Genomic DNA, 26,518 nt, shown 5'->3' with positions numbered 1-26,518 from the left:
GCCCTTTAAATATCGGTGGCCAGCCATTGGTCAGACTCTTCGAACATCTCTTCCAGCATACGGTTTAACTTCTCGCGGTCACTTTTGCTGGCGTCCGAGTTAAGGCCGTTGGCCTGCATGGGTTTCACCTTCACCTCTGCATCCGGGAAGATGCGATGTACCCGTTTTGTCAGCTCGGCCTTGATGATTTCATCGGCACCGGGGATCCCTGCGACATTACGCTTATCAAACACCAATTCAACGAACATAGCCCAACCCTAAAGTCACTGTTTATGTATACAGTTATTCTGACCGAAGGGACGGGGTGAGTGCAAGAGGGGAGGGGAAAATTTTATCCTGGCCAACTTTGGGGGAAGTGTGCTCTATAGAGTTGCCAACATCGCCATTACGCACTATTTGCCACGGTATCCTTGGCGGAGATTAATAGTATAGAGCCACCTTGAAATTGATAATCATTCTTAATATGCAACAAGATTTATCCATAATTATTAGAAAGCTGTGTCTCTTCCTTCTATCAGGTATCTGTCTAGCATTGTTGATAGGCCTTATCTTCATTGACGTTCATTGGCTGCATAACTTTGTCTCCGAGACGTCGCTCACCGAGGTAACCCAAGAGATCATACTGGTGGCGATAGCCCTCAGCTTCTTTATCTCCGCTTATCGTCAGGCGGAGCATCGGTATGCCAGGGTATTAATCGGTGGCTTCTTCCTATGTATGCTGATCCGCGAGATGGACTTTGTGTTCGATATGCTGAGGCATGGTGCCTGGGTGTGGTTTGCCTTAGCCGTAACGCTGATCTGTGTGCTTTATGCACTCAAAGAGCTGCCCGCTACGCTACGTGGACTAGCACATTTCTTCAGTCACCCAAGTTACGGCATGATGTTTTCCGGGTTGTTATGCATATTAGTATTTTCACGTCTGTTTGGTATGCAACTGCTATGGCATGAGCTGATGCTCGATGGGTATAACCGCGTGGTGAAGAATATGGTGGAAGAGGGCTGTGAGCTATTTGGCTATTCACTTTGCCTGTTTGCGACGGTGGGTTATCTCCGAAGGGGGGCGTGAAGTGCACCGCCCCATCAAAATCGAGTTCATAGGTGTTTGATTTTTAGAAACTTGTTCGCCAGGCACGGCATGGCGCGTTGTACGTCAGCACAACCGAGTGGGCTGTGGCAGCTTACTATTGCCATTACACACTAATTGTCAAGGTATGAACCGTTGGTTTTTATTATACATATTGATCTTTGCGCGTCCGTTTGAATGCACCCATCATAAATGAGTGCAAAGATGATCGGTTGTGCAATACTTCTTTTTACATGTCATAAGGTTATTATTTGGGCTGTCATATTTAAACTTTTCAAAAGGGAATTAATACCATGAAAAAAACATTACTCTTTTTAGGTATGCTGTCGGCTGGTACCATCGGCGTGGTGACTTCGGCAGTTGCCCAAGATGCTGATAACAAAAATGCACTAAAGCCAGCGATTAATTTGGCAGAGCTGTTTGCTGAAAAGTCTGCTATATGGTCGACTTATCCAGAAAATGATGCCTATGTTTTTGACCGTTCTGAGGAAAACTATGCTGTCGTCGCTAAACGAGCGGATGGTGTTGTTGCACTGGTCAATAAACAGGAGAGCTATACGACCCCTGGGAAAATGGTATTAATGGGGACCTACTTTAACTGCAATAAAATGACTGATGCGACTTTTTATGTCGAGGATGTCAGTGTAGACGACGTAGCCAAGCAGCTTGCTGACCCGGCTATTGATGATCCAGAGAGAGTACGTGGTTTTGATGCGAGTATGCCCGTCCACGATCTCTATCTGGTCGCCTGTCCTCAGAGCTGAAACTCGTGGGCTTATTAATCGCTGATGGTCTCTGATTAGTGTTGTGCTTGTGAACAGTCACAATGGCACCGTTCTCCATTGAGAGACACAATCTGGCGAACGGCCTGAAATGACACATTGGTATGGCCTGTTGAAAGGGCGGTACCATGGCCAAATTCCAGACATAAAAAAACCAACCGTAACTGGTTGGTTTTTTTATAAATAGTTGGTCGGCATGAGAGGATTCGAACCTCCGACCCCCGACACCCCATGACGGTGCGCTACCAGGCTGCGCTACATGCCGACGCAGAACCCTATACTACCGTTTTCAGATGTAAATTCAAGCAGCTACCTCACTGATTGCTCTAGATTTAAGCAGTTAGTTGGCGATAAAGCGTTTTACATCGGTCAGCACCTGTAACAGCAGGGCTAGCTGGGGCTTCTCGTCCTTGAGCTCGTTATCGTCCTGATCGTAGGCACGGTAGTTGCCATTACCGTCCAATATCAGCGTCTGTGTTGGCGTGGTGATCACCAACTGGCTGCCGTTACCGGTGGCGAGCCAATTGTTTTTACGCTGTGCGGCAAACAGGTCTTCGCCCTGTGAGTAGTCGTTAGCCGGTGTCTTCACATGCAGCAGGCGTTGCATCAACGTACGCATCACATCGTTATGATTGGTCAGCTTGTTGATGGTTTGTGCCGGCGTGCCTGGCCAGTGGATGACCAACGGAACCTGCAATTGACTGCGGCTAAAGCTGCTGCCCGCTCCCCAATGGCCTTTGCCGTTATCGTTGAACTCTATGCCGTGCTCGGCGGTGATCACCACCACGGTTTTATCCAACAGGCCCTTTTCTTTCAGCGTTGCCAGCACCTGTTCAATCTGCGCATCGATGTCTTTAGCGCCGGTACGATAGCGTTGGGCAAAGGCTTCTGGCGAGAGCTTATTGTCGCCCTCTGGCAACCTGGCGCCGCTGAAATTGATATAGGAGAACCAAGGGCTACTGCCGCTCTGAGTGGCCAACCAGCTTTGCCACTGATGTGTGGTGGTGGCATCGCTTTGCACGAACGGCTCAGGCGGTAGCGAGAAATCGGTCAATAGCGCCTGGCGGTACAGCGTGGCGTTGAAACCGTCTGAAGAGAACAGGCCGAACTGATAGCCTTGATCGCTCAGTGCGCTAATCAACGCCGCCGGTTTGCGTCCGGCCAGAATGCCATCCAGATAGGTGGGCGAAATACCGTAGAACAGGCCAAACAGGCCGGTGTCCGCATGGTTACCGGAGCTGTAATGGTCGCTGAAGCGGATATTTTCCTGGGCAAAGCGGCTCAGGCCCGGCATGTCTTGCGCCAGATCCTGGGTGCGAACCCCGTTTACCACGATCATCAGCAGGTTATAACCGCTGCCTTTATCGCTGTAGCTCAGGCTATTGAGCGGGTATTCAACGGCCGCGGCTTCTGGATTGCCCTGTTGCACCAGGCGGCGCTCATACTCTTGCTGATCGAGCAGGCCGTGTTTTTCCAGGAACTTACGCGCGGTCATCGGGTAAGAGAGCGGCAGGTTGGCGCGCTGCATGGTGATCGGCCGATAGAAATTGGCATCCGCCCAGATATAAATCAGGTGCGAAGCAAAGAACGAACAGATGAACAGCACCGCCAGCGGCTTACCGAAGTTGCGCCGGTTCAGGCTGCGCAGTTTCTGCCAGCTCCAGGTGGCAAACAGCATTTCGACCAGGAATATCACCGGCACGGCGATAAACACCAACTGCCAGTCGCGCGCCAGTTCACTCTGATCCGGGTTGACGACCAGCTCCCACACCACCGGATTAAGGTGCAGGTGGAAGTGGGTAAAGACTTCGCTGTCGACCAGCAGCAACGTCAGCCCGGCGGTGGCCAACGTCGCGGAAATAAATCGCAGCAGGCGCTGCGACATCACCACAAAGGTGAGCGGGAAGATGATCAGCAGGTAGGCGGCAAAGACAATAAAGCTGAACTGCCCAATCAGGCTGACCAACGCATAGACACGCCCCAGCAGTGAGGACGGCCAGTCGGTAACAAACAGGTAGCGGCTGCCCAACCCGATACTGAGCAGAATATTAAATAAGGCGAACCAGTGCCCCCAGCTAATCATCTGGGAGACTTTTTCACGATAACGCTGACGGTTTGTCACCATAAGTAATTATTAATGCGCTTTATCTTCACGGATAGAAGCCTGCAGGGCTTCAGCAAACGATCTGCCCAGTGTCTTCCGCTGTGCGGGAGCAATACTGGTGTTGATCAAATTGGTTACCATGTTGCCCAATACCATCAAAGAGAGATCGGTGGGAGTATGGTGTTTTTCCAGAACGTTGACCAGCTCAGAGAGCAGTTGTTCAACGTGTTCGTCACTATAACGAGATGATTGTGGCATAAATATTGTGCTCAAAGCTCGACAAAGTCCCATATCTTACCGTATGGGGCCGTGATTTTCCGCTCTTTTATAGCGTGAAGTTCGTTAAGGCATTGCCATGCCCGTTGTCTTTCGGCTTCGTCAGTGCTTGAATACGCGCTCAAAGAACAGGAGGATTGATCATGAGTCTGGATATCGAGCAGATTGCACTGCACCAGTTGGTAAAACGCGATGAGCAGACGCTGGAAGTGGTGTTGCGCGATTCCCTTCTTACCACCAATGCGGCGGTGGAAGAGATGATGGCAGAGCTGCATCGCGTTTACAGCGCCAAGAGTAAGGCTTACGGCCTGTTCAACGAGCAGAGCGAACTGGCGGACGCGTTGCGTAACTGCCGTAAGGGTGATGACGACTTCCTCGCATTTAGCCGTGCTGCCACCGGCCGTCTGCGCGACGAACTGGCCAAATATCCGTTTGCCGACGGTGGCGTGGTGCTGTTCGCCCATTATCGCTATCTGGCGGTGGAATACTTGCTGATCACGGTGCTGAACAGCTGCAACAGTACGCGTGTCAATGAAGAGTTGGATATCCGCACCACCCACTATCTGGATATCAACCACGCGGACATTGTGGCGCGTATCGATCTGACCGAATGGGAAACCAACCCGCAATCAACGCGCTATCTGACATTCCTCAAAGGACGGGTAGGGCGCAAGGTCTCCGATTTCTTTATGGATTTCCTGGCGGCGGCGGAAGGGCTGGATACCAAAGCGCAAAACCGTGGCCTGCTACAGGCGGTGGATGATTACTGTGCCGATGCTCAACTAGGCAAACACGAACGCCAGACGGTACGTCAGCAGGTTTACAGCTACTGTAATGAGCAGTTGCAGGCTGGTGAAGAGATCGAGTTGCAGGAACTGTCGAAAGAGATAGCCCCGGTGGGCGAGAAGGATTTCCTGCAGTTTTCCAGCGAACAGGGCTACGAGCTGGAAGATAGCTTCCCGGCGGATCGCGGCACGTTACGCCAACTGACCAAATTTGCCGGCAGCGGCGGCGGTATCAGCCTGAACTTTGATGCGATGCTGCTGGGGGAACGCATTTTCTGGGATGCGGCTACCGATACCCTGACGATCAGAGGTACGCCACCGAATCTGCGCGATCAGTTGCAACGTCGCACGGGCGGCAAGTAAATCGCCACCGAATCGTAACCAATAAAAAACGCCGCAATTGCGGCGTTTTTCACTTCGGCGTCCCGAAAATCGATAACGTGGCGATTAAACGCGCACGAAGTCGATGTGAGCCAGTTTTGGCTTGAACGGGTGACGCTGTACAGCCTGAACCTTAACTTTGGTTTCTTTACCGTCGACAACCAGAGTTACTGCTTCGCTGTAGAATTCTGGTTTAACTTCCATGTTCTTGACAGAATCATGGTCTAGTTCGATAGCAATCGCAGCTTCTTCGCCACCATAGATGATAGCTGGGAATTTGTTTGCTGCACGCAGGCGGCGGCTCGCACCCTTACCCTGGTCTTTACGTACTTGTACGTTGATAGTGAACATTGTTTTTTCTCTTAAAAGAAAATTTACCCTGCTACAGGCGACCCAGTAACAGGCTCGATAACCTGCTTTCACACTGGGCGAACCCAGGTAAAGCGGGCGGCATTTTAACGGAAAGCCGCTCTCCGGGCAATGAAAACCTGCCGCACGGGGCTAATACAGCTCATTGGCACGGCGAAAGCGGCCCTGATAATCAAAAACTTTTTCACGTATCTGCCAGAATTGGCCGCGTTTGCGTGCGACGACGAAGTCTGGATGGCGCAACAGCGCCTGCTGGGCCAGAATGTCCGCCGCGTTTTGCCAACTGAAGGGGACGCCAGGTGCCCGTTGGTGTGGGCGCAGGAACAGCATCTCGAAGGCCTTGCGTTGCGCGGGCGTTTGCAGGCGGAAACGTTCGCTGGTGCTGGTGCCATCTTCGTCATAATAGGTGGCTTTCAGCCATTCTCCCTTGTCGTCCTTGCCGCTGTGCAGTTCCATTCCGCCACAGCGCAGGACTAGCGCATCCTTCAGCTTCAGCGCGGCCTTCAGCATATCGTCCGGATCGACCAGCACTTCCTGGCATTGAGGGCAGCGGCGGGCCGCAATATCGTTCTCTGCTCCGCAGTGCGGGCAGCATTTGAAACGGAAGCGGTAGTCACATTGTTCGCGGTGCCCTTCATCATCTTCCAGCCAGCCCTGACAGCGGCGGCCATAATGCTCGATAATATCGCCGTTCTCGGTGCATTTGCCCCAAAACAGGTTGGCGAAACCGCAGCCAGGGCAAAATACCTGCACCGGTTGGCTGTCTGAGTGGGGTTTGCTGACGCCCACTTCCGGCGTGAACAAATCGTGGGGATTGCCGGCATAGTCCAGGATCAGGCAGTCGGTCTTGCCTGGGGCCAGGCGTAAACCGCGCCCGACGATTTGCTGATACAGGCTGACGGACTCGGTGGGGCGCAAAATAGCGATCAGATCGACATGAGGCGCATCGAACCCCGTCGTCAGTACCGCCACGTTAACCAGGTAGCGTAATTGCTGTTGCTTAAAGGCTTCGATCAGCGCGTCACGTTCGCCTGGCGGCGTTTCGGCACTGACCAGCGCCGCTTCCCCATTTGGCAACAGGCCATGCACTTCACGGGCATGTTCCACCGTAGAGGCAAAAATCATCACGCCTTTGCGGGTTTCGGCGTATTCGACGATCTGGCTGATGATGTGCGGCGTAATGCGGTTTTGCTGTTTCAGTTCGCGGTTAAGATCCGCTTCGCTGAACAGGCCGTTGCTTCTGGCTTCCAGGCGGCTGAAATCGTACTGCACGATCGGCATATCCAGCCGTTCTGGCGGCACCAGAAAGCCGTGTTTAATCATATAGCGCAACGGCAGTTCATAAATGCAGTCGCGAAACAGGCTGTTGCCGTCACCACGGGTGATGCCGTGGTAATGATATTGATAGATCCAGCCTTTGCCCAGCCGGTAAGGGGTGGCCGTCAGGCCAAGCAGGCGCAACTGCGGGTTGGTTTTTTGCAGGTGTTGAATAATCTGTTGGTATTGGCTGTCGTCATCGTCGCTGATGCGGTGGCATTCGTCGACGATCAGCAGGGAAAATGCGCCGTCGAACAGCGATAGATTACGTGCTACCGATTGCACGCTGCCGAACACCACCTTGCCGCTGCTCTCTTTTTGCTGTAGCCCGGCGGCGAAGATGTCGGCCTCCAGGCCGTAAGCGCAGTATTTGCTGTGGTTTTGCGCCACCAGCTCTTTAACGTGGGCTAGCACTAACACCCGGCCACGGGCGCGTTTTGCCAACTCGGCGATCACCAGACTTTTGCCAGCGCCGGTTGGCAGCACGATCAGGGCCGGTTCAGGATGTTGGCGGAAATGCTTGATGGTGGCGTCGACCGCTTCCAACTGATAGGGGCGTAGGGTAAAAGCCATGCGTTAGTCGCGCTCGCTGAAGTGGGCTGTAACATTCCACTGAAACTGTGACATTTTGCTCCTCAGACGGCGGAAAAATTTCTATTATTATGCCCTCTGCGGCTACGCAGTGCGAGAAGCATGGAAATTACCCCTGTTATGGCATCGTTTCCGTCGCTATGCTAGGCTGTATCCCTTAATTGACCGTGGTGCCGTCGCAGTCCCAAAAGCCCGTAATCAAGGCGGAGGGGGCAGGGCATAGTGGGCCTACGTTCAAGCCCGACAACGCTGAGTACGGGCTTTTGGGGCGCGACCCTTCGGGCTGGGGCCATTTGAACGCGTATCTGCGTTTCTCCCCGCTTATTTGGACCCACCAAACCTCACGGCTCGTGCCTTGCAACGCGTTCAAATGACCTCCAGCGGCGCTCACGTGCAATTAAGGGATACAGCCTTAGGGCTTCCCTACGCGAACATCCTCTTCGAACTCTGTTTTTGCACCTGGTGCGACAACGGGGCGTCATATTTAGCAACCAGATCAATGCGATCATAACAACGACAGGCAAAGCAGATTCAATGCGACTGGACAAGTTTTTATCTCAGCAGTTGGGTATCAGCCGTGCGCTGGTAGCGCGTGAACTCCGTGCAAAACGTGTCACCGTAGACGGTGAAGTGGTCAAGAGCGGGGCGCTCAAGCTGGCTCCGGAACAGGAAGTGCGGTTTGATGGCAACGTGCTGTCACAGCTGAACGGGCCACGTTACTTCATGCTCAATAAGCCACAGGGTTACGTGTGCTCTACCGACGATCCGGATCATCCAACCGTGCTCTATTTCCTGGATGAACCCGTCGCGTACAAGCTGCATGCGGCAGGGCGGCTGGATATTGATACTACCGGCCTGGTCCTGATGACCGATGATGGTCAGTGGTCGCACCGTATCACCTCACCGCGCCACGAGTGTGAGAAAACCTATCTGGTGACGTTGGAATATCCGTTGGCCGCCGATACTGCCCAGCAGTTTGAGCAGGGGGTGCAGCTGCATAACGAAAAAAATCTGACCAAGCCTGCGAAGTTGGAAAAAATCGAAGATACCCTGGTGCGTCTTACCATCAGCGAAGGGCGTTACCATCAGGTGAAGCGCATGTTTGCGGCCGTGGGTAACCGGGTCATCGAATTGCACCGTGAGCGCATTGGCGCCATTGTGTTGGATGACGATTTGGCGCCGGGGGAATACCGCCCGCTGACCGAAGAAGAGATTGCCAGCGTAGGCGCACCACACCTGCTGGATTAATTTTTGCGACCGACCAAGGAGTCGTTGAACGTGCAACAGAACCGGACCTCTCACCTCGGTTTGATCTTTATTCTGGGCCTGCTGTCCATGCTGATGCCGTTGGCGATCGACATGTACTTGCCCAGCATGCCGATAATCGCCCAGGAGTTCGGCGTGGAGTCTGGCCGGGTACAGATGACGCTCAGCGCCTACATGCTGGGCTTTGCCGTTGGCCAACTGTTCTACGGGCCGATGTCCGACAGCATTGGTCGCAAACCGGTGATCCTGTGGGGGACGCTGATTTTTGCTATCGCCGGTGGGGCTTGTGCGATGGCCCAATCGGTGGAACAACTAATTAACCTGCGCTTCCTGCATGGGCTGGCAGCCGCGGCGGCCAGCGTGGTGATCAATGCCCTGATGCGTGACATGTTCACCAAGGACGAGTTCTCACGCATGATGTCGTTCGTGATCCTGGTGATGACCATTGCGCCATTGCTGGCTCCGATGATCGGTGGCGTGCTGCTGTTATGGTTCAGCTGGCATGCCATCTTCTGGACCATGGGGGCCGCGGCGCTGTTGGGTTCGGTACTGGTGGCGTTCTTTATCAAGGAGACGTTGCCCAAGGAGCGGCGGCAAAAATTCCATCTGCGTACCACGCTGAGGAATTTCGGTTCGTTGTTCCGCCACAAGCGCGTGTTGAGCTATATGCTGGCCAGTGCCTTCTCGTTTGCCGGGATGTTTTCTTTCCTCAGCGCCGGGCCGTTTGTCTATATCGAGCTGAATAACGTTTCACCGCAGCATTTTGGTTATTACTTTGCGCTGAACATCGTGTTTCTGTTCCTGACGACCCTGATCAATAGCCGCAACGTGCGCCGTCTGGGGGCGGTTAAAATGTTCCGCCTTGGTCTGTTTGTGCAATTGACGATGGGCGTGTGGTTGCTGGCCGTCACCGCCAGCGGGCTGGGTTTCTGGGCTTTGGTGCTCGGGGTGGCGGTTTATCTCGGTTGTATCGCCATGATCTCGTCTAACGCGATGGCGGTGATCCTGGACGATTTTCCTCATATGGCGGGAACTGCCTCTTCGCTGGCTGGGACGTTGCGCTTCAGCATTGGCGCACTGGTTGGGGCAATTCTGTCCTTGGCCCCAGGCAAGAGCGCGTGGCCGATGGTTTCATCTATGGCCCTGTGCAGCATCGTTGCGGTGTTGTTCTATTTTTATGCCAGCCGTCCGCGCAATAATCCTGCCTGATTTGCCCCTCACCCTAACCCTCTCCCACAGGGAGAGGGGACCGATCGAGCTGTTTTAGCGTTACTGAGTTCACCCTGGCCCTTCCAACGAATGTGCCACAGCTTTACTCCTCACCCCCAACTACACACCGGTCTGGCCCCCTCGGGACCGGATGAGCCATATATTAAGTCCTGTACCTGACTCCGCCCTTGATGTTACTGGACGAACCACAGACTGACCTCTGCACCTGATTACAGCTCCGGACAGGCTCCCTCTCCTTGGGGAGAGGGTTGGGGTGAGGGAGATTAGAACAAATGCGACTAGACCCCAATCTACCCGCTTGCAAGTTTAAGTTTGTTGCTAAATATATGCAGGCTAACTAAACGGCAGCCAAACGAACTGTAGTTTTTTTGTTAAATATGGCAGTGTTATTTTCTCCGGTGGCCAGAGGTGCAACCCGCTGACTGATGGGGATTTTTTTCACGACTGATTGATTAAATATTGTTTTAAATCAAATTGTTATTGACTTAACCTGGTTTGAGTATTTGAGCGATATGTTTGTACAATGTAAAATTATACCGATTGTAAAGTAACCGCATTGCAAGAAAAAAATGTTGAGATCGCGGTGGGAAAGGGTTACATATAACGCAAAAATGCGAGCTGAGTCGCAAAACGCCGTGAGAGAACCTTTTACGGTGGAAAAAAACTGAGTGATATCAGCAAGCGCAGGATGAAGTTAATTGTTTGTTGCAAATTTTACTTAAAAATAACATTTGTGGGCGGCAAAGTCGGATGATCCCGGCTATAACTAAGTCATCCTGTGATGTAAAAAGTGTTTCATCTTTTCATACTAGGGATTTCATGTGGATAGTTTCCAGCTTTCGGTAGTGCATCGCTTGCCGCAAAGTTATCGTTGGCTATCAGGTTTTACCGGCAGCAAGGTTGAACCGATACCGCTTAGCGGCATAGACGAAGATAACGATCTGATCGGCCTCAAGCTGCTCAGCCATGACGGGCGCGAAGCCTGGCGGGTCATGCAGCAGCTCAACTTGTCTCTGCAAGAGATCCAGGTCAACTGCTCCATCGTTGAATGGGAAGGCGAGCCTTGCCTGTTCGTTCATCAATGTGATGAAAGTGCCGCCATGTGCCGCTTAAAAAACGTCGGTGCGGCGATTGCCGAGCAGCTCAGCGCGCAGTACCCCTTCTGAATGATGCCGCTAATCAACCAACTGTAATAACTGCTGTGTATAGGCAGCAGCAGGTGCGTTGAAAATCGTCTGGCAGTCACCCTGCTCCACGACTTCTCCCTGACGCAGTACGATCACCTGATGGCACAACGATCGTACCACCTGCAAATCGTGGCTGATAAACAGATAGGCCAGCCGGTGACGGAGCTGAAGTGACTTCAGCAGCGCCAGGATCTGCGCCTGCACCGATTTATCCAACGAGGACGTCGGTTCATCCAGGATCAACAGTTGCGGTTGCAGGATCAGCGCGCGGGCAATGGCGATACGCTGGCGCTGGCCACCGGAAAACTCCGTGGGATAACGATAGCGCAGGGCCGGATCCAAACCGACTTCCTCTAATGCCTCAATCACCCGCTGTTCGCGTTGTTCTGCGGTCAATTGCTGGTGGATCTCCAGCCCTTCGGCGATGATTTGCAGCACGTTCAGGCGTGGGTTCAGTGCGGAATAGGGATCCTGAAACACTATCTGCATCCGGCTGCGGTAAGGCAACATTTGCTGGTTATTGAACTGGTGCAGCGGTTGGCCATCAAACCAGATCGCACCTTTGGAGCTTAACAAGCGCAGCAGCGCCAGGCCAGTCGTGCTCTTGCCTGAACCCGATTCGCCCACCAGGCCAACACTTTCCCCAGGCTGTATCTCGAAGCTCAGATCTTTCAGCGCGTAGTTCTGATCGACAATGCGCCGTAACAGGCCACGTTTGATCGGGAAGCTGACCTGCAGGTTTTCTACTTTCAACAGCGGCACGGGCTTATCGCTGGCCGGTAGCGGCAGAGGCTCGCCCACGTCTTCAGCAGCCAATAGCTGACGGGTATAGGCGTGCTGTGGGGCGCTAAACAGGCCGTCGCGGCTATTTTGCTCTACGCACAACCCCTGGCGCATTACCGCCACGTTATCCGCCAATCGGCGCACGATGTTCAGGTTGTGGGTGATGAACAGTAATCCCATCCCCAGTTCCTGCTTTAACTCTTTCAGCAACATCAGGATCTGTGCTTGAATGGTCACGTCTAGCGCGGTGGTCGGCTCATCGGCAATCAACAGCTTGGGCTTGGTCAACACCGCCATGGCGATCATCACGCGTTGACGTTCTCCGCCGGACAGTTGATGGGGATAGTCCTTCAGGCGCCCTTTGGCGTTACGTATGCCCACCCGATCCAGGCATTGAATGATTTCGGCACGGGCGCTGTCACGGCGCATGCCCCGGTGGAGCATCAGCACTTCGGCCAGCTGTTTTTCAATGGTGTGCAGCGGGTTGAGCGACACCATCGGTTCCTGGAAAATCATCGAGATCTGGTTGCCACGCACTTTGCGCAGTTCGGCTTCCGGTGCGTGTAACAGCGAGTTGCCGTTAAACAGAATATCCCCACCGGGATACACCACCGGCGGGGAAGGCAGCAGCCGCAGCACGGAGAGGGCGGTGACGCTTTTGCCTGAGCCTGATTCACCCACCAACGCCAGCGTTTCCCCTTGTTCCACCTGTAACGAGACGCCGTTGACCACCTGATTCAAGTTGCCTCCCTGGCGGAAGGCGATGCTGAGATCCTGAATAGCGAGCAGAGGAGTGGTCATATTAATGCGCCTTGCTTGGGTCGAAGGCGTCGCGCACCGCTTCGCCGATAAAGATTAACAGTGAGAGCAGCACCGCCAGCACCAGGAAGGCGGTAATGCCCAACCACGGAGCTTGCAGGTTGTTTTTGCCCTGTAAAAGGAGCTCACCCAACGAAGGCGAACCGAGCGGCAAGCCGAAGCCGAGGAAATCGAGAGAGGTGAGGGTGGTGATGGAACCACACAGAATAAACGGCAGGAAGGTCAGCGTGGCCACCATGGCGTTAGGCAGCATATGGCGATACATAATCACGCGATCCGGTACGCCCATCGCTCTGGCGGCACGAATGTAGTCGTAATTACGGGTACGCAGGAATTCGGCACGCACTACGCCCACCAGGCTCATCCAGCCAAACAGAATGGTAATGCCCAACAGCCACCAGAAATTGGGTTGGATGATGCTGGACAGCAGGATGATCAGGAACAGCGTCGGCATCCCCGACCAAACCTCTATCAGCCGTTGCCCCCAAAGATCGAATCGGCCGCCGTAATAGCCCTGCGTCGCTCCCGCACAGATACCAATCACGCTGGAACACAGCGTTAGCGCCAGCCCGAACAGCATTGAGATACGGAAACCGTACAGCACCCGGGCTAGCACATCGCTGCCATTACTGTCGGTGCCAAGTAGGTTTTGGCGTGACGGAGGCGATGGGAAGGGCACTTCGGTGGCAAAGTTGATGGTGTTGTAGCTAAAGCGGATTGGGGCCCAGATGGCCCAGCCGTGTTGCTCAATCTGCTTGATAACAAAGGGATCCTGAAAATCGGTAGTGGTATTCAGTTCCCCGCCGAAGGTCGTTTCGCTGTAGTTGACCATAAAGGGCACATACAGCCGGCCTTCATAACGCACCAGCAACGGCCGGTCGTTGGCGATCAGGTTGGCGGCCAGGCTGAGTGCAAAGGCAGCCAGAAAAATCCACAGCGACCAGTAACCACGGCGGTTGCTGCGAAAACGTGCCCAGCGGGCCTGATTGATGGGGCTTAAGCGGCTCATTGACGGCCCTCGAAATCAATGCGCGGATCGACCAGGGTATAGGTGATATCGCTGACGATATTCAACAGCAGGCCGATCAGGGTAAATATGTAGAGCGTTCCGAACATCACCGGATAGTCGCGTTGCAGGGTGGCATCGTAGCCCAGCAGCCCGAGGCCGTTGAGCGAGAACATCACTTCGATCAACAACGAACCGGTGAAAAACATGCTGATAAAGGTAGCCGGGAAACCGGCGATCACCAGTAGCATGGCATTACGGAACACGTGGCGGTAGAGGATTTTCTTCTCGTCCAGCCCTTTGGCGCGGGCGGTGACCACGTACTGTTTGCGGATCTCATCAAGAAACGAGTTTTTGGTCAGCATGGTCAGGGCGGCAAAGCCGCCGATCACCGTTGCCAGCACTGGCAGGGTAATGTGCCACAGATAATCGGTGATTTTCCCGTACCACGGCAGCGTGTCGAAGTTGCTGGAAACCAGCCCGCGCAGCGGGAACCAGTCCAGATAGCTGCCACCGGCGAATAGCACGATCATCAGGATGGCGAACAGGAATGCCGGAATGGCGTAGCCGATGATAATCAGCGTGCTGCTCCAGGTGTCAAAGGCGCTGCCGTTGTGGATGGCCTTACGGATACCCAGAGGGATCGACACCAGATAGATGATCAGTGTACTCCATAGCCCCAGGGTCGCGGAAACCGGCAGACTCTGGCCAATCAGTTGCATCACCGAGGCGCCGCGGAACAGGCTTTCGCCGAAATCGAGGCGCATATAGTTCCACAGCATGGTGAAATAGCGTTCGTGCAGTGGCTTGTCGAAGCCGTAACGCTTGGTGATCTCGGCGATCACTTCGGGATCCAGGCCGCGTGAGCCACGGTATTGGCCTTCGGCCACGTTGCCCGCGCCAGCCTTCATGTGCCCAAGGCCTTCACCCGCGCCTCCGCCGCCAAATCCGCTGGTTTGCCCCATCTCAATAGAGGCAATGGCCTGATCGACCGGCCCACCGGGGGCGATTTGCACAATGAAAAAGTTAATGGTGATGATCGCCCACAGCGTGGGGATCACCAACAGTAATCTGCGTATCAGATAAGCGGCCACCTGAGGCTCCTTATTGCCGTTGCGCCGGCAAGCGTGCCGCCTTGTTGACGTCGAACCACCAGTTGTCGAACCCGATCGAATAGGCTGGGCGTACCGCTGGCGAAGAGAATTTGTCCCAATAGGCGTAACGGTCGTGATTGGAGTACCACATCGGCAGCATATACATGTTCCAGGTCAACACCCGATCCAGCGCACGGCCAAGGGACAGCAACGCTTTTTCATCCCCTTGATGCTTCATGATCTGTTCTATCAGGGCATCGACGGCTGGATCGCTGACGCCAGGGCTGTTGTAGCTGGAATTCAGATATTCTGTGGCCCAGTAGATTTGCAGGTTGGAGTTGGGGAACGGCATAGCGGGGTAGACCCTCGGCATCATATCAAAATCACGCTCGCGCATGCGGCGGGTGAATTGGCTGATGTCGATCTCACGGATCTGCATAGCGATACCCAACCGCTTCAGATTGTGCTGGAAAGGCAGTACATATTGGAAATTGCTGCCACTCGGCAACATCAGTTCAAAGGTAAAGGGTTTACCGGTTTGACTGTTAACCAACAGCTGGTTTTTCACTTCCCAGCCAGCTTGCTTAAGCAATTCTGTGGCTTTCAGCAGGTTCGCCCGGTCATTGCCGCTACCGTCGGATGTTGGAGGCTGATAGATCGAGGTAAACACTTCTGCTGGCACTTTGCCTTTCAGCGGGGCCAGCCAGGCCAGTTCCGCAGCGTCTGGGTAGCCAGTGGCCGCGTATTCGGTATTCTGGAAATAGCTGCTGGCGCGTTGATAGGCATCGTAATACAGCGCCTTGTTCATCCAGTTGAAGTCGAAGGCCAGGGTAATGGCTTCACGTACCCGGCGATCGGCGAAAATCGGGCGCTGGATATTGAATGCCAACCAGCGGGCATTCTGTGCTGCCTGATTGGTTTCATCCTGTTTGATGATGAAGTTGCGTGCAAAGTTGCCGCCCTGATATTGGGTGGTCCAGCTTTTTGGCGAGCCTTCGACGCGGAAATCGTAAGCCCCGGCCTTAAAGGCTTCCAGCGCCACCTTATCGTCCAGGTAATAGTCGTAACGCAGCGTATCGAAGTTATAGCGCCCACGATTCACTGGCAGATTGGCGGCCCAATAGTCACGCACACGCTCATAGGTAATATATTGGCCCAATCGATAGCTGCTGATTTTATAGGGGCCACTGCTTAATGGGGGAACCGTCAGTGGCTCATTCAGTTTATGGTCTTTCCAGAAGTTTTCCGACATCACCGGCAGGCTTAATAGGCCGAGTAGTTGATCCCTATCCGGTTTGGGTAGTTCTATGCGCACCGTCAGACGGGAGAGGGCCTTAACCGTGACGCCTTTATACGAGGAACGGAATTGCGGTACCCCTTCGGTCATAAATTTGTTGAAGGTAAAGGCCACGTCGGCGGCGGTGATCGGGCTGCCATCATGGAAACGCGCGCGTGGATTGATATCCAGCTCCATCCAGCGCATATCAGCCGGATAACGAGCAGATTCCGCAATCAACGGATAATAGCTGGAAGGCTCATCGTCCGAGCTGGTGAACAGCGTATCGTAGAGTTCCCCGGTTCTTTCACCGGGCACGCCGCGCGAAGCGAAGCGGTTGAAGTTATCATAGGTGCCGATGGCTGCCAGCCGAACATCGCCGCCCTTGGGGGCTGCCGGGTTCACGTAGTCAAAATGGCTAAAGTCGGTGGAATATTTCGGTTCACCGAGCGTGGCGAAAGCATAGCTTTCATTAAGGGTTTCGGCCTGCATGCTAAAGCTGAGTGCCGAAAGCACCAGGGCAGCAAAAATGCGTACGGACATCTCTACGGTAAGCTCCTGCTATGTATACCCGTCGCCTCTCAGGCCATGGCTCGAAATACGTCGGATATCAGTCAATTAATCCAGCCGGTAGCATAGCATTTCAGGCTGGCTTTCTGAGTAAAGAAGTTTAAATATCAGGGATTCACTGCGGCCTGATGATCAAAAACGGCATTATTCTGGCAAAAGGCCACAAACTCCTCAATACCCAGTGGCTTACTGAAATAATAGCCCTGCATAAAATTAACGTCGCGTTCTTGCAGGAAACTCACCTGTTCGGCGGTTTCTACTCCTTCTGCCACGGTCAGCATTTTCAGTTTCTTAGACAGTGAGATCACGGCGTCCAGGACGGGAGCGGTCGCCGTATCCTGGCCGATGGTGTTGACAAAACCTCGGTCGATTTTCAGGTAATCCAGGGTAAAGCGCTGTAGATAGATCAAGGCGCTGTGGCCAGTACCAAAGTCATCCACCGCGATCTCAACGCCCTGGCGGTGCAACCAGTCAAATTCTTCCAAGGCGTTTTGCTCTTCCACCATGCCGCGCTCGGTGATTTCAAACACCACGGTGAAATGGTTGATCGGCATGTTAGCCAGCAGTTCGGTGATGTCGTCATGGAACGAAGGCGCATTGAGATGGGAAGGGGCGAGGTTGATGCCCAGTTTGGCCCCCTGTGGCAGCGCTTGTACCAATAGCGGAATATCTGCCACGATCATACGGAACAGGTGGCGGGTCAGCGGAACGATCAACCCTTCGTTTTCGGCATAGGGGATAAACAGATCAGGTGGAATACGCCCCTCGCTGGGATGACGCCAGCGGATCAATGCCTCCAGGCCTGAGATGGTGTTGCTCGCGGTGTGAAACACCGGCTGATATTCAATATAGAACTCATTGCGCTTGATGCCCCTCATCAGGGCGCGTTCGGGGCTTTGGCGCAGTATCTGCATGTAGTAATACAACACGCCTACCATCAGGGAAAGCACCAGGCTGCCCAGCACGGTCAAACGCACATCATTAGCCGTCAAGGATTGGTGATAGAAGATCACGCTCAGTGGATAACCTGGGATTGCTAGCCGGCTGGCGTTGTTTGTGGGTAATTGCGCCAGTGGCAACATATTCAAGCTGAAGGTGGTTACCGCATGTTCCCCGATCACGATGGCAAATCCGGGGGTATCTCTATCGCGTGAACTGAGCAGCAGGTAGGGGGCCAGGGTGAGATCCAGCGTGGCCAATATGCCGGTGTTGCTTGGCCCCGGTTGGCGCAGCCACACGGCAACCGCCGGTTTTTCCGGCACCATCGGCGTGCCTTCTTGCAATGCCATATCCAGTGGCTTCTGCCAGTCGATTTCGGAATAAATATGGCTCATCCCCAGCATCATGTCACCGGTTGCCGAGGAGCAATAGGCAAAACCGTCTTTTACCAGAACAAAAGTGCGTACGCCGGCGGTAAAAGCAGCACGGTAGGTCAGATCGGACTGGACCTTTTCGCAGGGCTTACCGGTAAGCGGCATGATTTGTTGCATCATCTCTTGCAGATGCTGGAGGTAATTAACGGCAAATTTTTGCGTACGGGTTTCGATCTTATGTTGAAATTGCGAGCGCTGATGATCGATCAGAAATAAGGTGACAGAGGTAGAAACAATAAAGAAAACGACTGCGACAATACAGCTTTTAGTCAGGCTACGTCGTGTGTTGGACGCATGGCGTGCAAATGCTCCCTTCAATCCCATTACTTGCCCCCTGAGTACAGCATAAGAATATTCTTGTTATATTGTTGGTGATTAATATATCCCACCGATCCTGCCTGCGTCATTATTCGTCTGGCTGGCTGTTTAGAAACAGCGTAAATAGCACGTTACGAATTGGCATGTCACTTGACGATAATAGGCTATTTTTTCAACCGTTGCGTGGTTTCTGGCGCAGTGATAATCGAAAATAGCGATGCGGGTTTGTTCGGCAGCGACTTTACAGTGAAAAAAAACGCTGCCCTGGGGCAGCGTTCTCGTCTCGTTTGTTTGGTTTTCAGGACCAGATTCAGATACTACGCCGTTAGCTGGAACTTTTGCCCAGTAACCGGCGACCTTCACGATAACGTTTATCCCAATAGTTATCCGAAAGGTTAGAGATTGTCACGCCACTGCTGGTAGAGGCATGAACGAATTTGTCGTTACCCAGATAGATGCCGACATGGCGACCAGTGGAACCGGCGCGGAACAGCACTAAATCACCCGGGCGCAGTTTGGCGCGTTGGATTTGCTTGCCCATATCTTCTTGCTCATAGGTTGAGCGGGGCAAAGTCATACCAAACTGTTCGCGGAAAGTCCGTTGCACAAATGCGGAGCAATCAATGCCACGCTTGCTTTCACCACCTAAACGGTAGCGGACGCCTTTCCAATCAGCATACTGGTCCATAATCTTTGACTTGACGTCAACGTTACGTACCATCGCTTCGAATTCATCCTGAGAGGCTTGCAGTAAAAGACCGTTTTTGTCATTAACTGCATGCATCTCAGTTTGTGATCTATCTAACTTCGAAGTGTCTGTTGAGCTACAGGCGGAGAGCACCAAGGCTGCCGCAATTGCAGGTAACACCCGCAAAAAATATCTCAGAAAAGGTTGAGATTTGACCATTGTAATTGTTTTCCCTTGAAGTCCTTAACGACGCAAGCCGTTATCTGAAAAATACCAAACGGAACGAGACTAGTTGGCACCGGCAGGAAGGACAATCAGTTAGCATCGGAAATGTGCAGGAACGCACAGTTTTCGGATTTTTACTCACGAGCCAAGCCAAACCAGGCACAAACGCATCCGAGATTACCGGAATGAAGTGAGGATTGCGAGCCTTTTTCCGATATTCTTTATATGAAATTGTGATGTAACATAATGTAAATCTTCATATAAAAAAACGCGGTTCGGCAGTTATGTTGGATTGACGTTAATTAATGGGGTAGGCATGTTAACGGTGTGGTTGTTGAGTAAACAAGATGCGACATGTAAATAGCCGGGAGGCGTTGGCCTCCCGACTATCATAATCTAAAGTTATGGCTGCGTTGGACGATACTTACCGGGTAATCGGCAGTTCAACCAGTGGATAACAACATCGCTGGCCGGTGTCATCAGCCACCAACTGGTTCCGACCATCACCACCGACAGCGAGCCAACGGCAATATCGGTAAACCAATGCGCACCGATCATGATGCGTGGCAGGCAGAAGACCAGGGTGATCAGCAGCGCGATGGCAAATGCCGTGCGGTTAAAATAGCGCAGCATAAAGCAGGAGAAAATCATCAGCATCATGCCATGATCGCCAGGGAAGCTGTCACTGGAGGCATCTTTGGTCGGGATGCCGGTGAGTTCGCTGACCCGGTTGATATTGTCAAAGGTCAAGGTGGGGCTGGCGTGTTTTACCGGCAGCAGGTGACCAAACTGGTTGAGTACTACTCCCGTTAACAACATCACGACGCCGGTAACGATTAGACGGCGGCGCCCAAAGGCATCCTGCTTGAGGTAGAAGTAAAGGTACAGCAGCCCCATGGCGATAAGCGAAATGACGTCGAATATCCGATTGTTGCTGATCGCCACCATTCTCAGAAACCAGGCATCGCTGGCCAGATGTTGGTTGAAGAAGAAAAAGATTGCTGAGTCAATCTTGAACCAGAACCCGTGATCCGTGGGTAAATACCAGGAAAGAAATAGCACGATGCCCAAGACGTTGAGCATGAGGATGAAGGGTAAATTGCGGCGTGTCATGGCTAACCTGTAAAAAATTAAAAAATAATGCCAACGTTAAAAGCATTAACTTAAACGGATGTTAAACAAAGCTGATTGCAAAGCATTCCAGTCAGCCTCGCCGCTGTGGATCAATTCGATACGGCTGTCGAGCGGAGCGGTGGGGCGTGTCTCGATACTGAGATCCTGCCCTTGGCGGTTGATCAGCAAACTGCCTTCGGCAATGCGTACTACCGCCTTGGCCCGGTCAACCGGAGCTAACCTGATCCATTCCATCATACCGACGGTATCAAATACGGTTTCCCCATCGAAAATCCAGCCGCAGCTGGTGAATCCTTGGCCTTGATTAAGGGCGCGGCGCCAGCGGGAGTTTTCAGGCAAACGCAACGCTGCCAATCCCTGGGTCTTGGCGTGGCTATGATGATGCTGTGCGTCCGGCAATTCTGTGCAATTGGTGCGTGGCCGATCCAACAGCTTGATATCCATACGTCCTTGCTCGATCGAATAGACCGGCCGCTGCTGGCTATGCAGCATTTGCCAGGCTTCCAGTGCCTGAGCATCCTGTGGCTGCCAGGTATCCATTTTATTGGCGATGATGACGTCGGCTGCGGCCAACTGATCGCGGAAATTTTCATTTTCGCTATAGCGAGGTTCACCGAGTTGGCGGGGATCAAGCACACAGATCGTTGCCAGCAAATCGATCCATCCGCCATAGGTTTCCTGGGTCAACAGCGCCAGGATCTGCTTGGGGTGGCCTAATCCAGTAGGTTCAATCAGCAATCGATCGGGTTTGACCTGTTGCAGCAACATATTCAACCCTACCTGCATAGGTAGCCCGTTAACGCAGCACATGCAGCCACCGGGGATCTCTTTCAATACCGCACCGCTGTCGGCCAGCAGGGCGCCATCGATACCAATCTCGCCAAACTCGTTGACCAGCACGGCCCAACGCTCATTTTCTGGCTTATTGGCCAGCAGATGCCGAATGGTGGTGGTTTTGCCGCTGCCCAGAAAACCGGTGATCAGGTTGGTTTTTGTCATGTGAATACCCCTTTTTAAAATGCGCTTAATCTATTGATAATTATATGTTATTTATCTTTTTTTCTGCTTGTGTCACAGCGTGAAATTTACTCATGAAGATGGCCCCTTGTTAGCGTTTTTACCTTGAACTTTTGTTCGGACTTTTCTCATTAAGAATCAGGGGTTAGCAATATCAATTGTACCGTACCGTATTGTTTCCACGACCTTAATGTATCGATTAGCCATAAAAATAATCACCTATCCTTGCGATTATTCCTAAGAAAATAACCTATCTTTAAGGTGGCTCAACAAGAGTGAGGTTGCCATGAATAGCTTACGGTTAATTCTGATCGCAGGAGCGTTGTTTTCATGGATGGCAGCAAGTCACGCGGGTTCCACAGGTGGTGTTATTCATTTTGTGGGTACCATTGTCGAAGGGCCTTGTACGGTAGATGTTAGCAACACAGCGGCGAATACCCAATGTTATCGTAACGGGCAAAACTACACAGGCACGCAAAGGCTGGCAAGTTTTGATGCCAGTAGTAAAGAACTTCCGATGCATATCGGCACCACCGAAATGCGGTGGGTAGATCAGCAGAAGAAACTCGCAATATTGACGGTAACTTACCGTTAAGTCCCTGGTCATGCCGAGTGGGGCTCGGCATGACATCCCCAGCAACCGCACTTTGGTCCGTTTTCTCTACACCTTTCATTGCCCTACCGACTGACCAGCATTGCGCATGGCCAGCCTTCTGCCAGCAGGCCGTTGCCGGGTTTTAAATTGAGATTTTTTCCGAATTGAAATCTGCGTTTTGTGGCAATAAATTAGGCGTCACCAGAGAGGAAAGTGTCTGTCTGGCATCAGTTAGCGAGCCTGGAGAGCGGTAGCAAAGAGTTGCCCATGGATCCCGGCAAGAACGAGTTCAAGTGGTTGGATCAGCAGAAAAAACTCGGGATCATGACGCTGGAATAGCGTTAATAGCCATTCCCTCCGTGTTTCGAGCGTCAAGTGGCCGCCATGCCTGATAGGTTGGCATGGCGGCCGATACGGATCAATTCAACTGGCTGGTTACCCAATCTTTTACCGTCTGGCGTGCCCCTCGATCACGCAATGACAGATAGGCCCGTGTTACCTCCGCCACAAACGCGCTATCCGCTGGCAACTGCTCGCCAAACACGCTTTTCAACGCCAGCAACGCAGCCACGCGGGGTTCACCGTCCTGTGAGCTGCTAACGGCCTGTTGCAACGTGGCCAGCATCGGGTCGCGGATATCAATTGGTTGCCCGGCATCATCAACTCCCCCGACATAACGCATCCAGCCCGCGACGCCAAGCGCAAGCCCTGCATGGCTGCCACCATATTGCCGATGCCAACGGATCGACTCCAGCAGGCGCTGAGGCAACTTTTGCGTGCCATCCATAGCGATCTGCCAGGTGCGGTGTTGCAGGGCCGGGTTGCTGTAACGTTCGATCAACTGCTCGGCGTAGGCGGCCAGATCGATGCCAGCGACCTGCAGCGTCGGAGCCTGCTCGTTCAACATCAAATGGTGTGCGGCACGGCGATAATTCTCATCCGCCATGCAGTCAACAATGTATTGATAACCCGCCAGATAGCCGAGGTAGGCCAGGAAGGAGTGGCTACCGTTGAGCATCCGCAATTTCATCTGCTCGAACGGCAGTACATCGTCCACCAGTTGCACACCGGCATCCTCCCAGCGTGGGCGGCCCGCGACAAAATTATCTTCCACCACCCATTGAATAAAGGGTTCACAGGCGATAGCGCATTCATCACGCACGCCCCCCAGAGCGGCGGCAATTTCATCCAGCGTTTCTGGCGTTGCGGCCGGAACGATGCGATCAACCATGGTACTGGGGAAGGTGACATGTTGCGCGATCCACTCGGCCAACTGAGGATCACGCGCTTTGGCCAGACCGGTCACCGCATTGCGAACCACGTGGCCGTTCTCTGGAATGTTGTCGCAGGACAGCACGCTAAAGGCGGGGAGATGGCGCTCTCGACGCCGGTGCAGTGCTTCCACCAGGATCCCTGGCACCGTGGTGGGTTGGGTCGGATTAGCCAAATCGGCTTTGATCGCCTCGTGTCGCAGGTCCAATTGGCCGCTACCCGGTTCGATGCAGTAGCCTTTCTCCGTAATGGTCATGGAGACGATCGCCACCTGTGGTTCGGCCAGCTTTTCCAGCACGGCGTCAATGCCTTCCAATTTGCGATGTACGCTTTCGTGAACGGCCCCCACCACGATGGCCTGATCGCCCGCCGCGCCCTTTTCTAACACGGTGTAAAGATGATCCTGATCGCGCAGGGTCTGGAATAGCTTATCGCCGCCGAACAGGCTGATCTCGCAGATCCCCCAATCACCGCCGTTGCGGTTGAGTACTCGGTTGGTCAGCAATGCCTGGTGAGCGCGGTGAAAAGCCCCGAAGCCCAGGTGAACAATTCGGCTGCGCAGGTTCTGGCGATCGTACTGGGGTTGTTGTGTCTTGGCGGGCAACGGTGAGTTGGCGATAGTTTTCATTAATGGCTCCATGACGAGAGCAGGGGCCGGTTGGCCGCTGGTATAAAGCTATCAGACCAGTTAGCCGCAGATGTCTGCCCGGCTCTCGCGTATCTGTTAACAACCGCCAGTGTAGGGCGGTAGAGAGGTGAATAAAATTGGTCAGTCCAAAATATCCCAGGATCGTGAGTTGGATCAATCAATCGATGTTTCTGTTTTGACAGCACGCCGCTAATCAGTAAGGTTAAAGGTGAATGATATCTACTGCAATGTGGTATAACAGGATTGATTTGATTTTGCGATCTACCTCACCACCGATACAGCTTCAACGATGACAGAGTGACTTTTACAAGGATAAATCAATGGAACAAACATGGCGTTGGTATGGGCCGAACGATCCGGTTTCGCTGGATGATGTGCGTCAGGCTGGTGCGACTGGCGTAGTGACCGCGTTACACCATATCCCTAATGGTGAAGTGTGGCCGGTTGAACAGATCATGGCGCGGCAGGCTCTGTTGGCAGAAAAAGGGCTGGTATGGTCGGTGGTGGAAAGTATCCCGGTGCACGAGGAAATTAAAACCCACAGCGGCAACTATCAACGTCATATCGCTAACTATCAACAGTCGCTGCGCAATCTGGCGGCCTGCGGCATTGATACCGTGTGCTACAACTTTATGCCGATCCTCGACTGGACGCGTACCGATCTGGAATACCTGCTGCCGGACGGCTCCAAGGCCTTACGCTTTGATCAGATCGCCTTTGCGGCCTTCGATCTGCATATCCTGTGTCGTAGCGGGGCAGAAAAAGATTATACCGACGAAGAGCAGGCTCAGGCACAAAGCTATTTCCAGGCGATGAGCACGGCGGATATCGCCAAGCTGACCGGTAACATCATAGCCGGGTTACCTGGGGCGGAAGAGGGATATACGCTCGATCAGTTCCGTGCCCGGCTGGCGGAGTACGATCATATCAATAAGGCGCAGCTGCGCGAAAATATGGCCGTCTTCCTGCGCGCTATCGTGCCAGTGGCGGAAGAGGTGGGTGTCAGGTTGGCGGTGCATCCAGATGATCCTCCGCGCCCCATCCTCGGCTTGCCGCGTATTGTTTCCACCATCGAAGATATGCAGTGGCTGAAAGAGACGGTAGATAGTATCTATAATGGCTTCACCATGTGTACCGGTTCTTACGGCGTGCGTGCGGACAACGATCTGGTGCGGATGATTGAAACCTTTGGCGATCGCATTCACTTTACCCACCTGCGCGCAACCTGCCGCGAGCAAAACCCTAAAACCTTCCACGAAGGAGCGCATTTGCAAGGGGATGTGGATATGGTGGCAGTGGTTGAAGCCATTCTGAGCGAAGAACAGCGCCGTCATAAGGCGGGCGATCTGCGGCCTATCCCAATGCGACCAGACCATGGTCACCAGATGCTGGACGATCTGAAGAAGAAAACCAATCCAGGCTATTCGGCCATTGGTCGGTTGAAAGGTTTGGCGGAGGTTCGTGGGGTCGAGCTGGCGTTAAAGCGGCGGTTTTTCCCGGAATTACTCTAGCAAAGCAGGGCGCACTCAGGTTGCGCCCCTACCGTTGACTAGTCTGCGCGGCTCATATAGCGGCGTTCTGCAATATGAATGCGGATTTTATCACCGCTGCTCAGGTACTCCGGTACCAGAATGGTCAGACCGGTCGCCATGGTGGCCGGTTTGTTACGCGCACTGGCAGAAGCCCCTTTGATGCCCGGAGCGGTTTCAACAATCTCCATATCCACGGTCTGCGGCAGCTCCAACGCCAGCACCTGGCCATCCAGCGTCAGTACCTGCATACCCGGCAAGCCCGCTTCAGGGATGAACAGCAGCTCATCTTCGATCTGATCTTTCTTGAAGATATAAGGGGTGTAGTCTTCATCGTCCATGAACACATACTCTTCGCCGTCAATATAGGAGAAGTTTACCTTGCGGCGGGACAGGCTGATGGTGTCCAGAATATCGTCACCTTTAAAACGTTCTTCTACCTTCAGCCCGGTACGGACGTCGGAGAAGCGCATTTTATACAGCGTGCTGGCACCACGGGCGCTTGGGCTCTGGACGTCGATGTCCTTTACCAGCAGCAGTTTGCCGTTGTAATTGATCGCCATACCGCGCTTGATTTCGTTCGCTCTTGCCATTGGAATACCTTGTCGAAATAGAGTTTGGGAAGTTGCGACAAGTTACTCGCGCCGTGCTTTTCAGGCAAGAGCCGCGCGCAAAAAGAGTGGGGAAAAAGGGCGGTCGTGGCCTAATGCCGGTCACTTAAGGTGACCGGCATTGTTTTTAAAGGGATATTTTGCCCTTTTCTCCCTGATTTCTCTTTCATACTCCCGTTCTCGTCTC

At 53.2% G+C, this 26,518-nt stretch carries 24 protein-coding genes and 1 tRNA gene; 9 read left to right on the top strand and 16 right to left on the bottom strand.

Translation table 11 applies throughout. The features are described from left to right. Window positions 1-5: 5 nt before the first annotated feature. The gene (locus ABIE29_RS21630; RefSeq protein WP_021178442.1) at window positions 6-248 is read right to left on the bottom strand and encodes a DinI family protein; all 243 of its coding nucleotides are present in this window, start codon (window positions 246-248) and stop codon (window positions 6-8) included. 215 nt (window positions 249-463) lie between these two features. Between ABIE29_RS21630 and ABIE29_RS21625 the strand changes: the two genes are divergently transcribed. Together ABIE29_RS21625 and ABIE29_RS21620 are read left to right on the top strand one after the other, a co-directional pair. Next, the gene (locus ABIE29_RS21625) at window positions 464-1,066 is read left to right on the top strand and encodes a hypothetical protein (protein ID WP_429621242.1); all 603 of its coding nucleotides are present in this window, start codon (window positions 464-466) and stop codon (window positions 1,064-1,066) included. Window positions 1,067-1,377: 311 nt separating this feature from the next. After that, window positions 1,378-1,848 (top strand): hypothetical protein, encoded by a 471-nt coding sequence (locus ABIE29_RS21620; protein ID WP_429621173.1) that lies wholly within the window; start codon window positions 1,378-1,380, stop codon window positions 1,846-1,848. A gap of 206 nt (window positions 1,849-2,054) precedes the next feature. On the opposite strand, the gene ABIE29_RS21615 is transcribed toward ABIE29_RS21620, so the two are convergent. The 3 genes from ABIE29_RS21615 to ABIE29_RS21605 form a co-directional block, all read right to left on the bottom strand. Further along, window positions 2,055-2,131, bottom strand: a tRNA-Pro gene (locus ABIE29_RS21615). A 75-nt stretch (window positions 2,132-2,206) separates the two neighbouring features. Then, the gene (yejM, locus tag ABIE29_RS21610) at window positions 2,207-3,991 is read right to left on the bottom strand and encodes an LPS biosynthesis-modulating metalloenzyme YejM (RefSeq protein WP_429621171.1); all 1,785 of its coding nucleotides are present in this window, start codon (window positions 3,989-3,991) and stop codon (window positions 2,207-2,209) included. 9 nt (window positions 3,992-4,000) lie between these two features. Next, complete coding sequence (locus tag ABIE29_RS21605) at window positions 4,001-4,228, bottom strand: YejL family protein (RefSeq protein ID WP_065683204.1); 228 nt, start codon at window positions 4,226-4,228, stop codon at window positions 4,001-4,003. A 161-nt stretch (window positions 4,229-4,389) separates the two neighbouring features. On the opposite strand from ABIE29_RS21605, the gene yejK reads away from it, so the two are divergent. Next, the gene (yejK, locus tag ABIE29_RS21600; RefSeq protein WP_248944334.1) at window positions 4,390-5,394 is read left to right on the top strand and encodes a nucleoid-associated protein YejK; all 1,005 of its coding nucleotides are present in this window, start codon (window positions 4,390-4,392) and stop codon (window positions 5,392-5,394) included. 84 nt (window positions 5,395-5,478) lie between these two features. Here the strand turns inward: yejK and rplY are convergent, their stop codons facing one another. Both rplY and ABIE29_RS21590 read right to left on the bottom strand, forming a co-directional pair. Beyond that, a complete protein-coding gene (gene rplY, locus ABIE29_RS21595) occupies window positions 5,479-5,763 on the bottom strand; it encodes a 50S ribosomal protein L25 (RefSeq protein ID WP_025120596.1) in 285 nt (94 codons plus the stop codon). A gap of 150 nt (window positions 5,764-5,913) precedes the next feature. Next, a complete protein-coding gene (locus tag ABIE29_RS21590; protein ID WP_429621168.1) occupies window positions 5,914-7,671 on the bottom strand; it encodes a DEAD/DEAH box helicase in 1,758 nt (585 codons plus the stop codon). Between the two features lie 552 nt (window positions 7,672-8,223). On the opposite strand from ABIE29_RS21590, the gene rsuA reads away from it, so the two are divergent. The 3 genes from rsuA to ABIE29_RS21575 all read left to right on the top strand — a co-directional run bounded on the left by rsuA (window position 8,224) and on the right by ABIE29_RS21575 (window position 11,351). Next, complete coding sequence (gene rsuA, locus ABIE29_RS21585) at window positions 8,224-8,937, top strand: 16S rRNA pseudouridine(516) synthase RsuA (RefSeq protein ID WP_429621166.1); 714 nt, start codon at window positions 8,224-8,226, stop codon at window positions 8,935-8,937. Window positions 8,938-8,967: 30 nt separating this feature from the next. Further along, complete coding sequence (locus tag ABIE29_RS21580; RefSeq protein ID WP_021805875.1) at window positions 8,968-10,164, top strand: Bcr/CflA family multidrug efflux MFS transporter; 1,197 nt, start codon at window positions 8,968-8,970, stop codon at window positions 10,162-10,164. 842 nt (window positions 10,165-11,006) lie between these two features. Then, entirely contained in the window at window positions 11,007-11,351 is a 345-nt protein-coding gene (locus ABIE29_RS21575; RefSeq protein ID WP_021805874.1) for a YejG family protein, read from the top strand. A gap of 9 nt (window positions 11,352-11,360) precedes the next feature. Here the strand turns inward: ABIE29_RS21575 and yejF are convergent, their stop codons facing one another. The 8 genes from yejF to ABIE29_RS21535 all read right to left on the bottom strand — a co-directional run bounded on the left by yejF (window position 11,361) and on the right by ABIE29_RS21535 (window position 21,657). Then, window positions 11,361-12,956, bottom strand: a complete 1,596-nt coding sequence (yejF, locus tag ABIE29_RS21570; protein ID WP_429621164.1) for a microcin C ABC transporter ATP-binding protein YejF — start codon at window positions 12,954-12,956, stop codon at window positions 11,361-11,363. A gap of 1 nt (window position 12,957) precedes the next feature. Next, the gene (locus ABIE29_RS21565; RefSeq protein ID WP_024486916.1) at window positions 12,958-13,983 is read right to left on the bottom strand and encodes an ABC transporter permease; all 1,026 of its coding nucleotides are present in this window, start codon (window positions 13,981-13,983) and stop codon (window positions 12,958-12,960) included. Beyond that, a complete protein-coding gene (locus ABIE29_RS21560) occupies window positions 13,980-15,074 on the bottom strand; it encodes a microcin C ABC transporter permease YejB (protein ID WP_021805871.1) in 1,095 nt (364 codons plus the stop codon). Before ABIE29_RS21560 ends, ABIE29_RS21565 begins: the two co-directional genes overlap by 4 nt. Before the next feature lie 10 nt (window positions 15,075-15,084). Beyond that, the gene (locus ABIE29_RS21555) at window positions 15,085-16,893 is read right to left on the bottom strand and encodes an extracellular solute-binding protein (protein WP_429621161.1); all 1,809 of its coding nucleotides are present in this window, start codon (window positions 16,891-16,893) and stop codon (window positions 15,085-15,087) included. Window positions 16,894-17,027: 134 nt separating this feature from the next. Beyond that, the gene (locus tag ABIE29_RS21550; RefSeq protein ID WP_429621159.1) at window positions 17,028-18,617 is read right to left on the bottom strand and encodes a cyclic di-GMP phosphodiesterase; all 1,590 of its coding nucleotides are present in this window, start codon (window positions 18,615-18,617) and stop codon (window positions 17,028-17,030) included. 319 nt (window positions 18,618-18,936) lie between these two features. Beyond that, window positions 18,937-19,518, bottom strand: coding sequence for a bifunctional murein DD-endopeptidase/murein LD-carboxypeptidase (gene mepS / locus ABIE29_RS21545; protein ID WP_429621157.1), 582 nt, complete (start codon window positions 19,516-19,518; stop codon window positions 18,937-18,939). Between the two features lie 408 nt (window positions 19,519-19,926). Next, entirely contained in the window at window positions 19,927-20,637 is a 711-nt protein-coding gene (locus ABIE29_RS21540) for a phosphatase PAP2 family protein (protein ID WP_429621154.1), read from the bottom strand. 45 nt (window positions 20,638-20,682) lie between these two features. Beyond that, window positions 20,683-21,657 carry a CobW family GTP-binding protein gene (locus tag ABIE29_RS21535; RefSeq protein WP_429621152.1) on the bottom strand — a complete coding sequence of 325 codons (975 nt, stop codon included), beginning with the start codon at window positions 21,655-21,657 and terminating at the stop codon, window positions 20,683-20,685. Window positions 21,658-21,961: 304 nt separating this feature from the next. Here ABIE29_RS21535 and ABIE29_RS21530 point away from each other — a divergent pair, with 304 nt between their 5' ends. Together ABIE29_RS21530 and ABIE29_RS21525 are read left to right on the top strand one after the other, a co-directional pair. After that, entirely contained in the window at window positions 21,962-22,270 is a 309-nt protein-coding gene (locus ABIE29_RS21530; RefSeq protein WP_429621150.1) for a type 1 fimbrial protein, read from the top strand. 213 nt (window positions 22,271-22,483) lie between these two features. After that, window positions 22,484-22,609 carry a hypothetical protein gene (locus tag ABIE29_RS21525; protein WP_429621148.1) on the top strand — a complete coding sequence of 42 codons (126 nt, stop codon included), beginning with the start codon at window positions 22,484-22,486 and terminating at the stop codon, window positions 22,607-22,609. Between the two features lie 79 nt (window positions 22,610-22,688). On the opposite strand, the gene ABIE29_RS21520 is transcribed toward ABIE29_RS21525, so the two are convergent. Continuing rightward, window positions 22,689-24,170, bottom strand: a complete 1,482-nt coding sequence (locus ABIE29_RS21520; protein ID WP_429621145.1) for a mannitol dehydrogenase family protein — start codon at window positions 24,168-24,170, stop codon at window positions 22,689-22,691. A 341-nt stretch (window positions 24,171-24,511) separates the two neighbouring features. On the opposite strand from ABIE29_RS21520, the gene uxuA reads away from it, so the two are divergent. Further along, window positions 24,512-25,702: a mannonate dehydratase gene (gene uxuA, locus ABIE29_RS21515; protein WP_429621143.1), complete on the top strand. Its 1,191-nt coding sequence runs from the start codon at window positions 24,512-24,514 to the stop codon at window positions 25,700-25,702. A gap of 38 nt (window positions 25,703-25,740) precedes the next feature. On the opposite strand, the gene yeiP is transcribed toward uxuA, so the two are convergent. Beyond that, window positions 25,741-26,313, bottom strand: a complete 573-nt coding sequence (gene yeiP, locus ABIE29_RS21510) for an elongation factor P-like protein YeiP (protein WP_021805861.1) — start codon at window positions 26,311-26,313, stop codon at window positions 25,741-25,743. Window positions 26,314-26,518: the final 205 nt, after the last annotated feature.

It is taken from the genome of Serratia sp. 2723 (assembly GCF_050434425.1).
Lineage (GTDB): Bacteria > Pseudomonadota > Gammaproteobacteria > Enterobacterales > Enterobacteriaceae > Chania.
This window is presented reverse-complemented; position numbering and strand designations above follow the sequence as displayed.

Coding starts and splice junctions, on each gene's coding strand:
- ABIE29_RS21630 (WP_021178442.1), bottom strand. CDS start 248: ATGTTCGTTGAATTGGTGTTTGATAAGCGTAATGTCGCAGGGATCCCC.
- ABIE29_RS21625 (WP_429621242.1), top strand. CDS start 464: ATGCAACAAGATTTATCCATAATTATTAGAAAGCTGTGTCTCTTCCTT.
- ABIE29_RS21620 (WP_429621173.1), top strand. CDS start 1,378: ATGAAAAAAACATTACTCTTTTTAGGTATGCTGTCGGCTGGTACCATC.
- yejM (WP_429621171.1), bottom strand. CDS start 3,991: ATGGTGACAAACCGTCAGCGTTATCGTGAAAAAGTCTCCCAGATGATT.
- ABIE29_RS21605 (WP_065683204.1), bottom strand. CDS start 4,228: ATGCCACAATCATCTCGTTATAGTGACGAACACGTTGAACAACTGCTC.
- yejK (WP_248944334.1), top strand. CDS start 4,390: ATGAGTCTGGATATCGAGCAGATTGCACTGCACCAGTTGGTAAAACGC.
- rplY (WP_025120596.1), bottom strand. CDS start 5,763: ATGTTCACTATCAACGTACAAGTACGTAAAGACCAGGGTAAGGGTGCG.
- ABIE29_RS21590 (WP_429621168.1), bottom strand. CDS start 7,671: ATGGCTTTTACCCTACGCCCCTATCAGTTGGAAGCGGTCGACGCCACC.
- rsuA (WP_429621166.1), top strand. CDS start 8,224: ATGCGACTGGACAAGTTTTTATCTCAGCAGTTGGGTATCAGCCGTGCG.
- yejF (WP_429621164.1), bottom strand. CDS start 12,956: ATGACCACTCCTCTGCTCGCTATTCAGGATCTCAGCATCGCCTTCCGC.
- ABIE29_RS21565 (WP_024486916.1), bottom strand. CDS start 13,983: ATGAGCCGCTTAAGCCCCATCAATCAGGCCCGCTGGGCACGTTTTCGC.
- ABIE29_RS21555 (WP_429621161.1), bottom strand. CDS start 16,893: ATGTCCGTACGCATTTTTGCTGCCCTGGTGCTTTCGGCACTCAGCTTT.
- ABIE29_RS21550 (WP_429621159.1), bottom strand. CDS start 18,617: ATGGGATTGAAGGGAGCATTTGCACGCCATGCGTCCAACACACGACGT.
- mepS (WP_429621157.1), bottom strand. CDS start 19,518: ATGGTCAAATCTCAACCTTTTCTGAGATATTTTTTGCGGGTGTTACCT.
- ABIE29_RS21540 (WP_429621154.1), bottom strand. CDS start 20,637: ATGACACGCCGCAATTTACCCTTCATCCTCATGCTCAACGTCTTGGGC.
- ABIE29_RS21535 (WP_429621152.1), bottom strand. CDS start 21,657: ATGACAAAAACCAACCTGATCACCGGTTTTCTGGGCAGCGGCAAAACC.
- ABIE29_RS21530 (WP_429621150.1), top strand. CDS start 21,962: ATGAATAGCTTACGGTTAATTCTGATCGCAGGAGCGTTGTTTTCATGG.
- ABIE29_RS21520 (WP_429621145.1), bottom strand. CDS start 24,170: ATGAAAACTATCGCCAACTCACCGTTGCCCGCCAAGACACAACAACCC.
- uxuA (WP_429621143.1), top strand. CDS start 24,512: ATGGAACAAACATGGCGTTGGTATGGGCCGAACGATCCGGTTTCGCTG.
- yeiP (WP_021805861.1), bottom strand. CDS start 26,313: ATGGCAAGAGCGAACGAAATCAAGCGCGGTATGGCGATCAATTACAAC.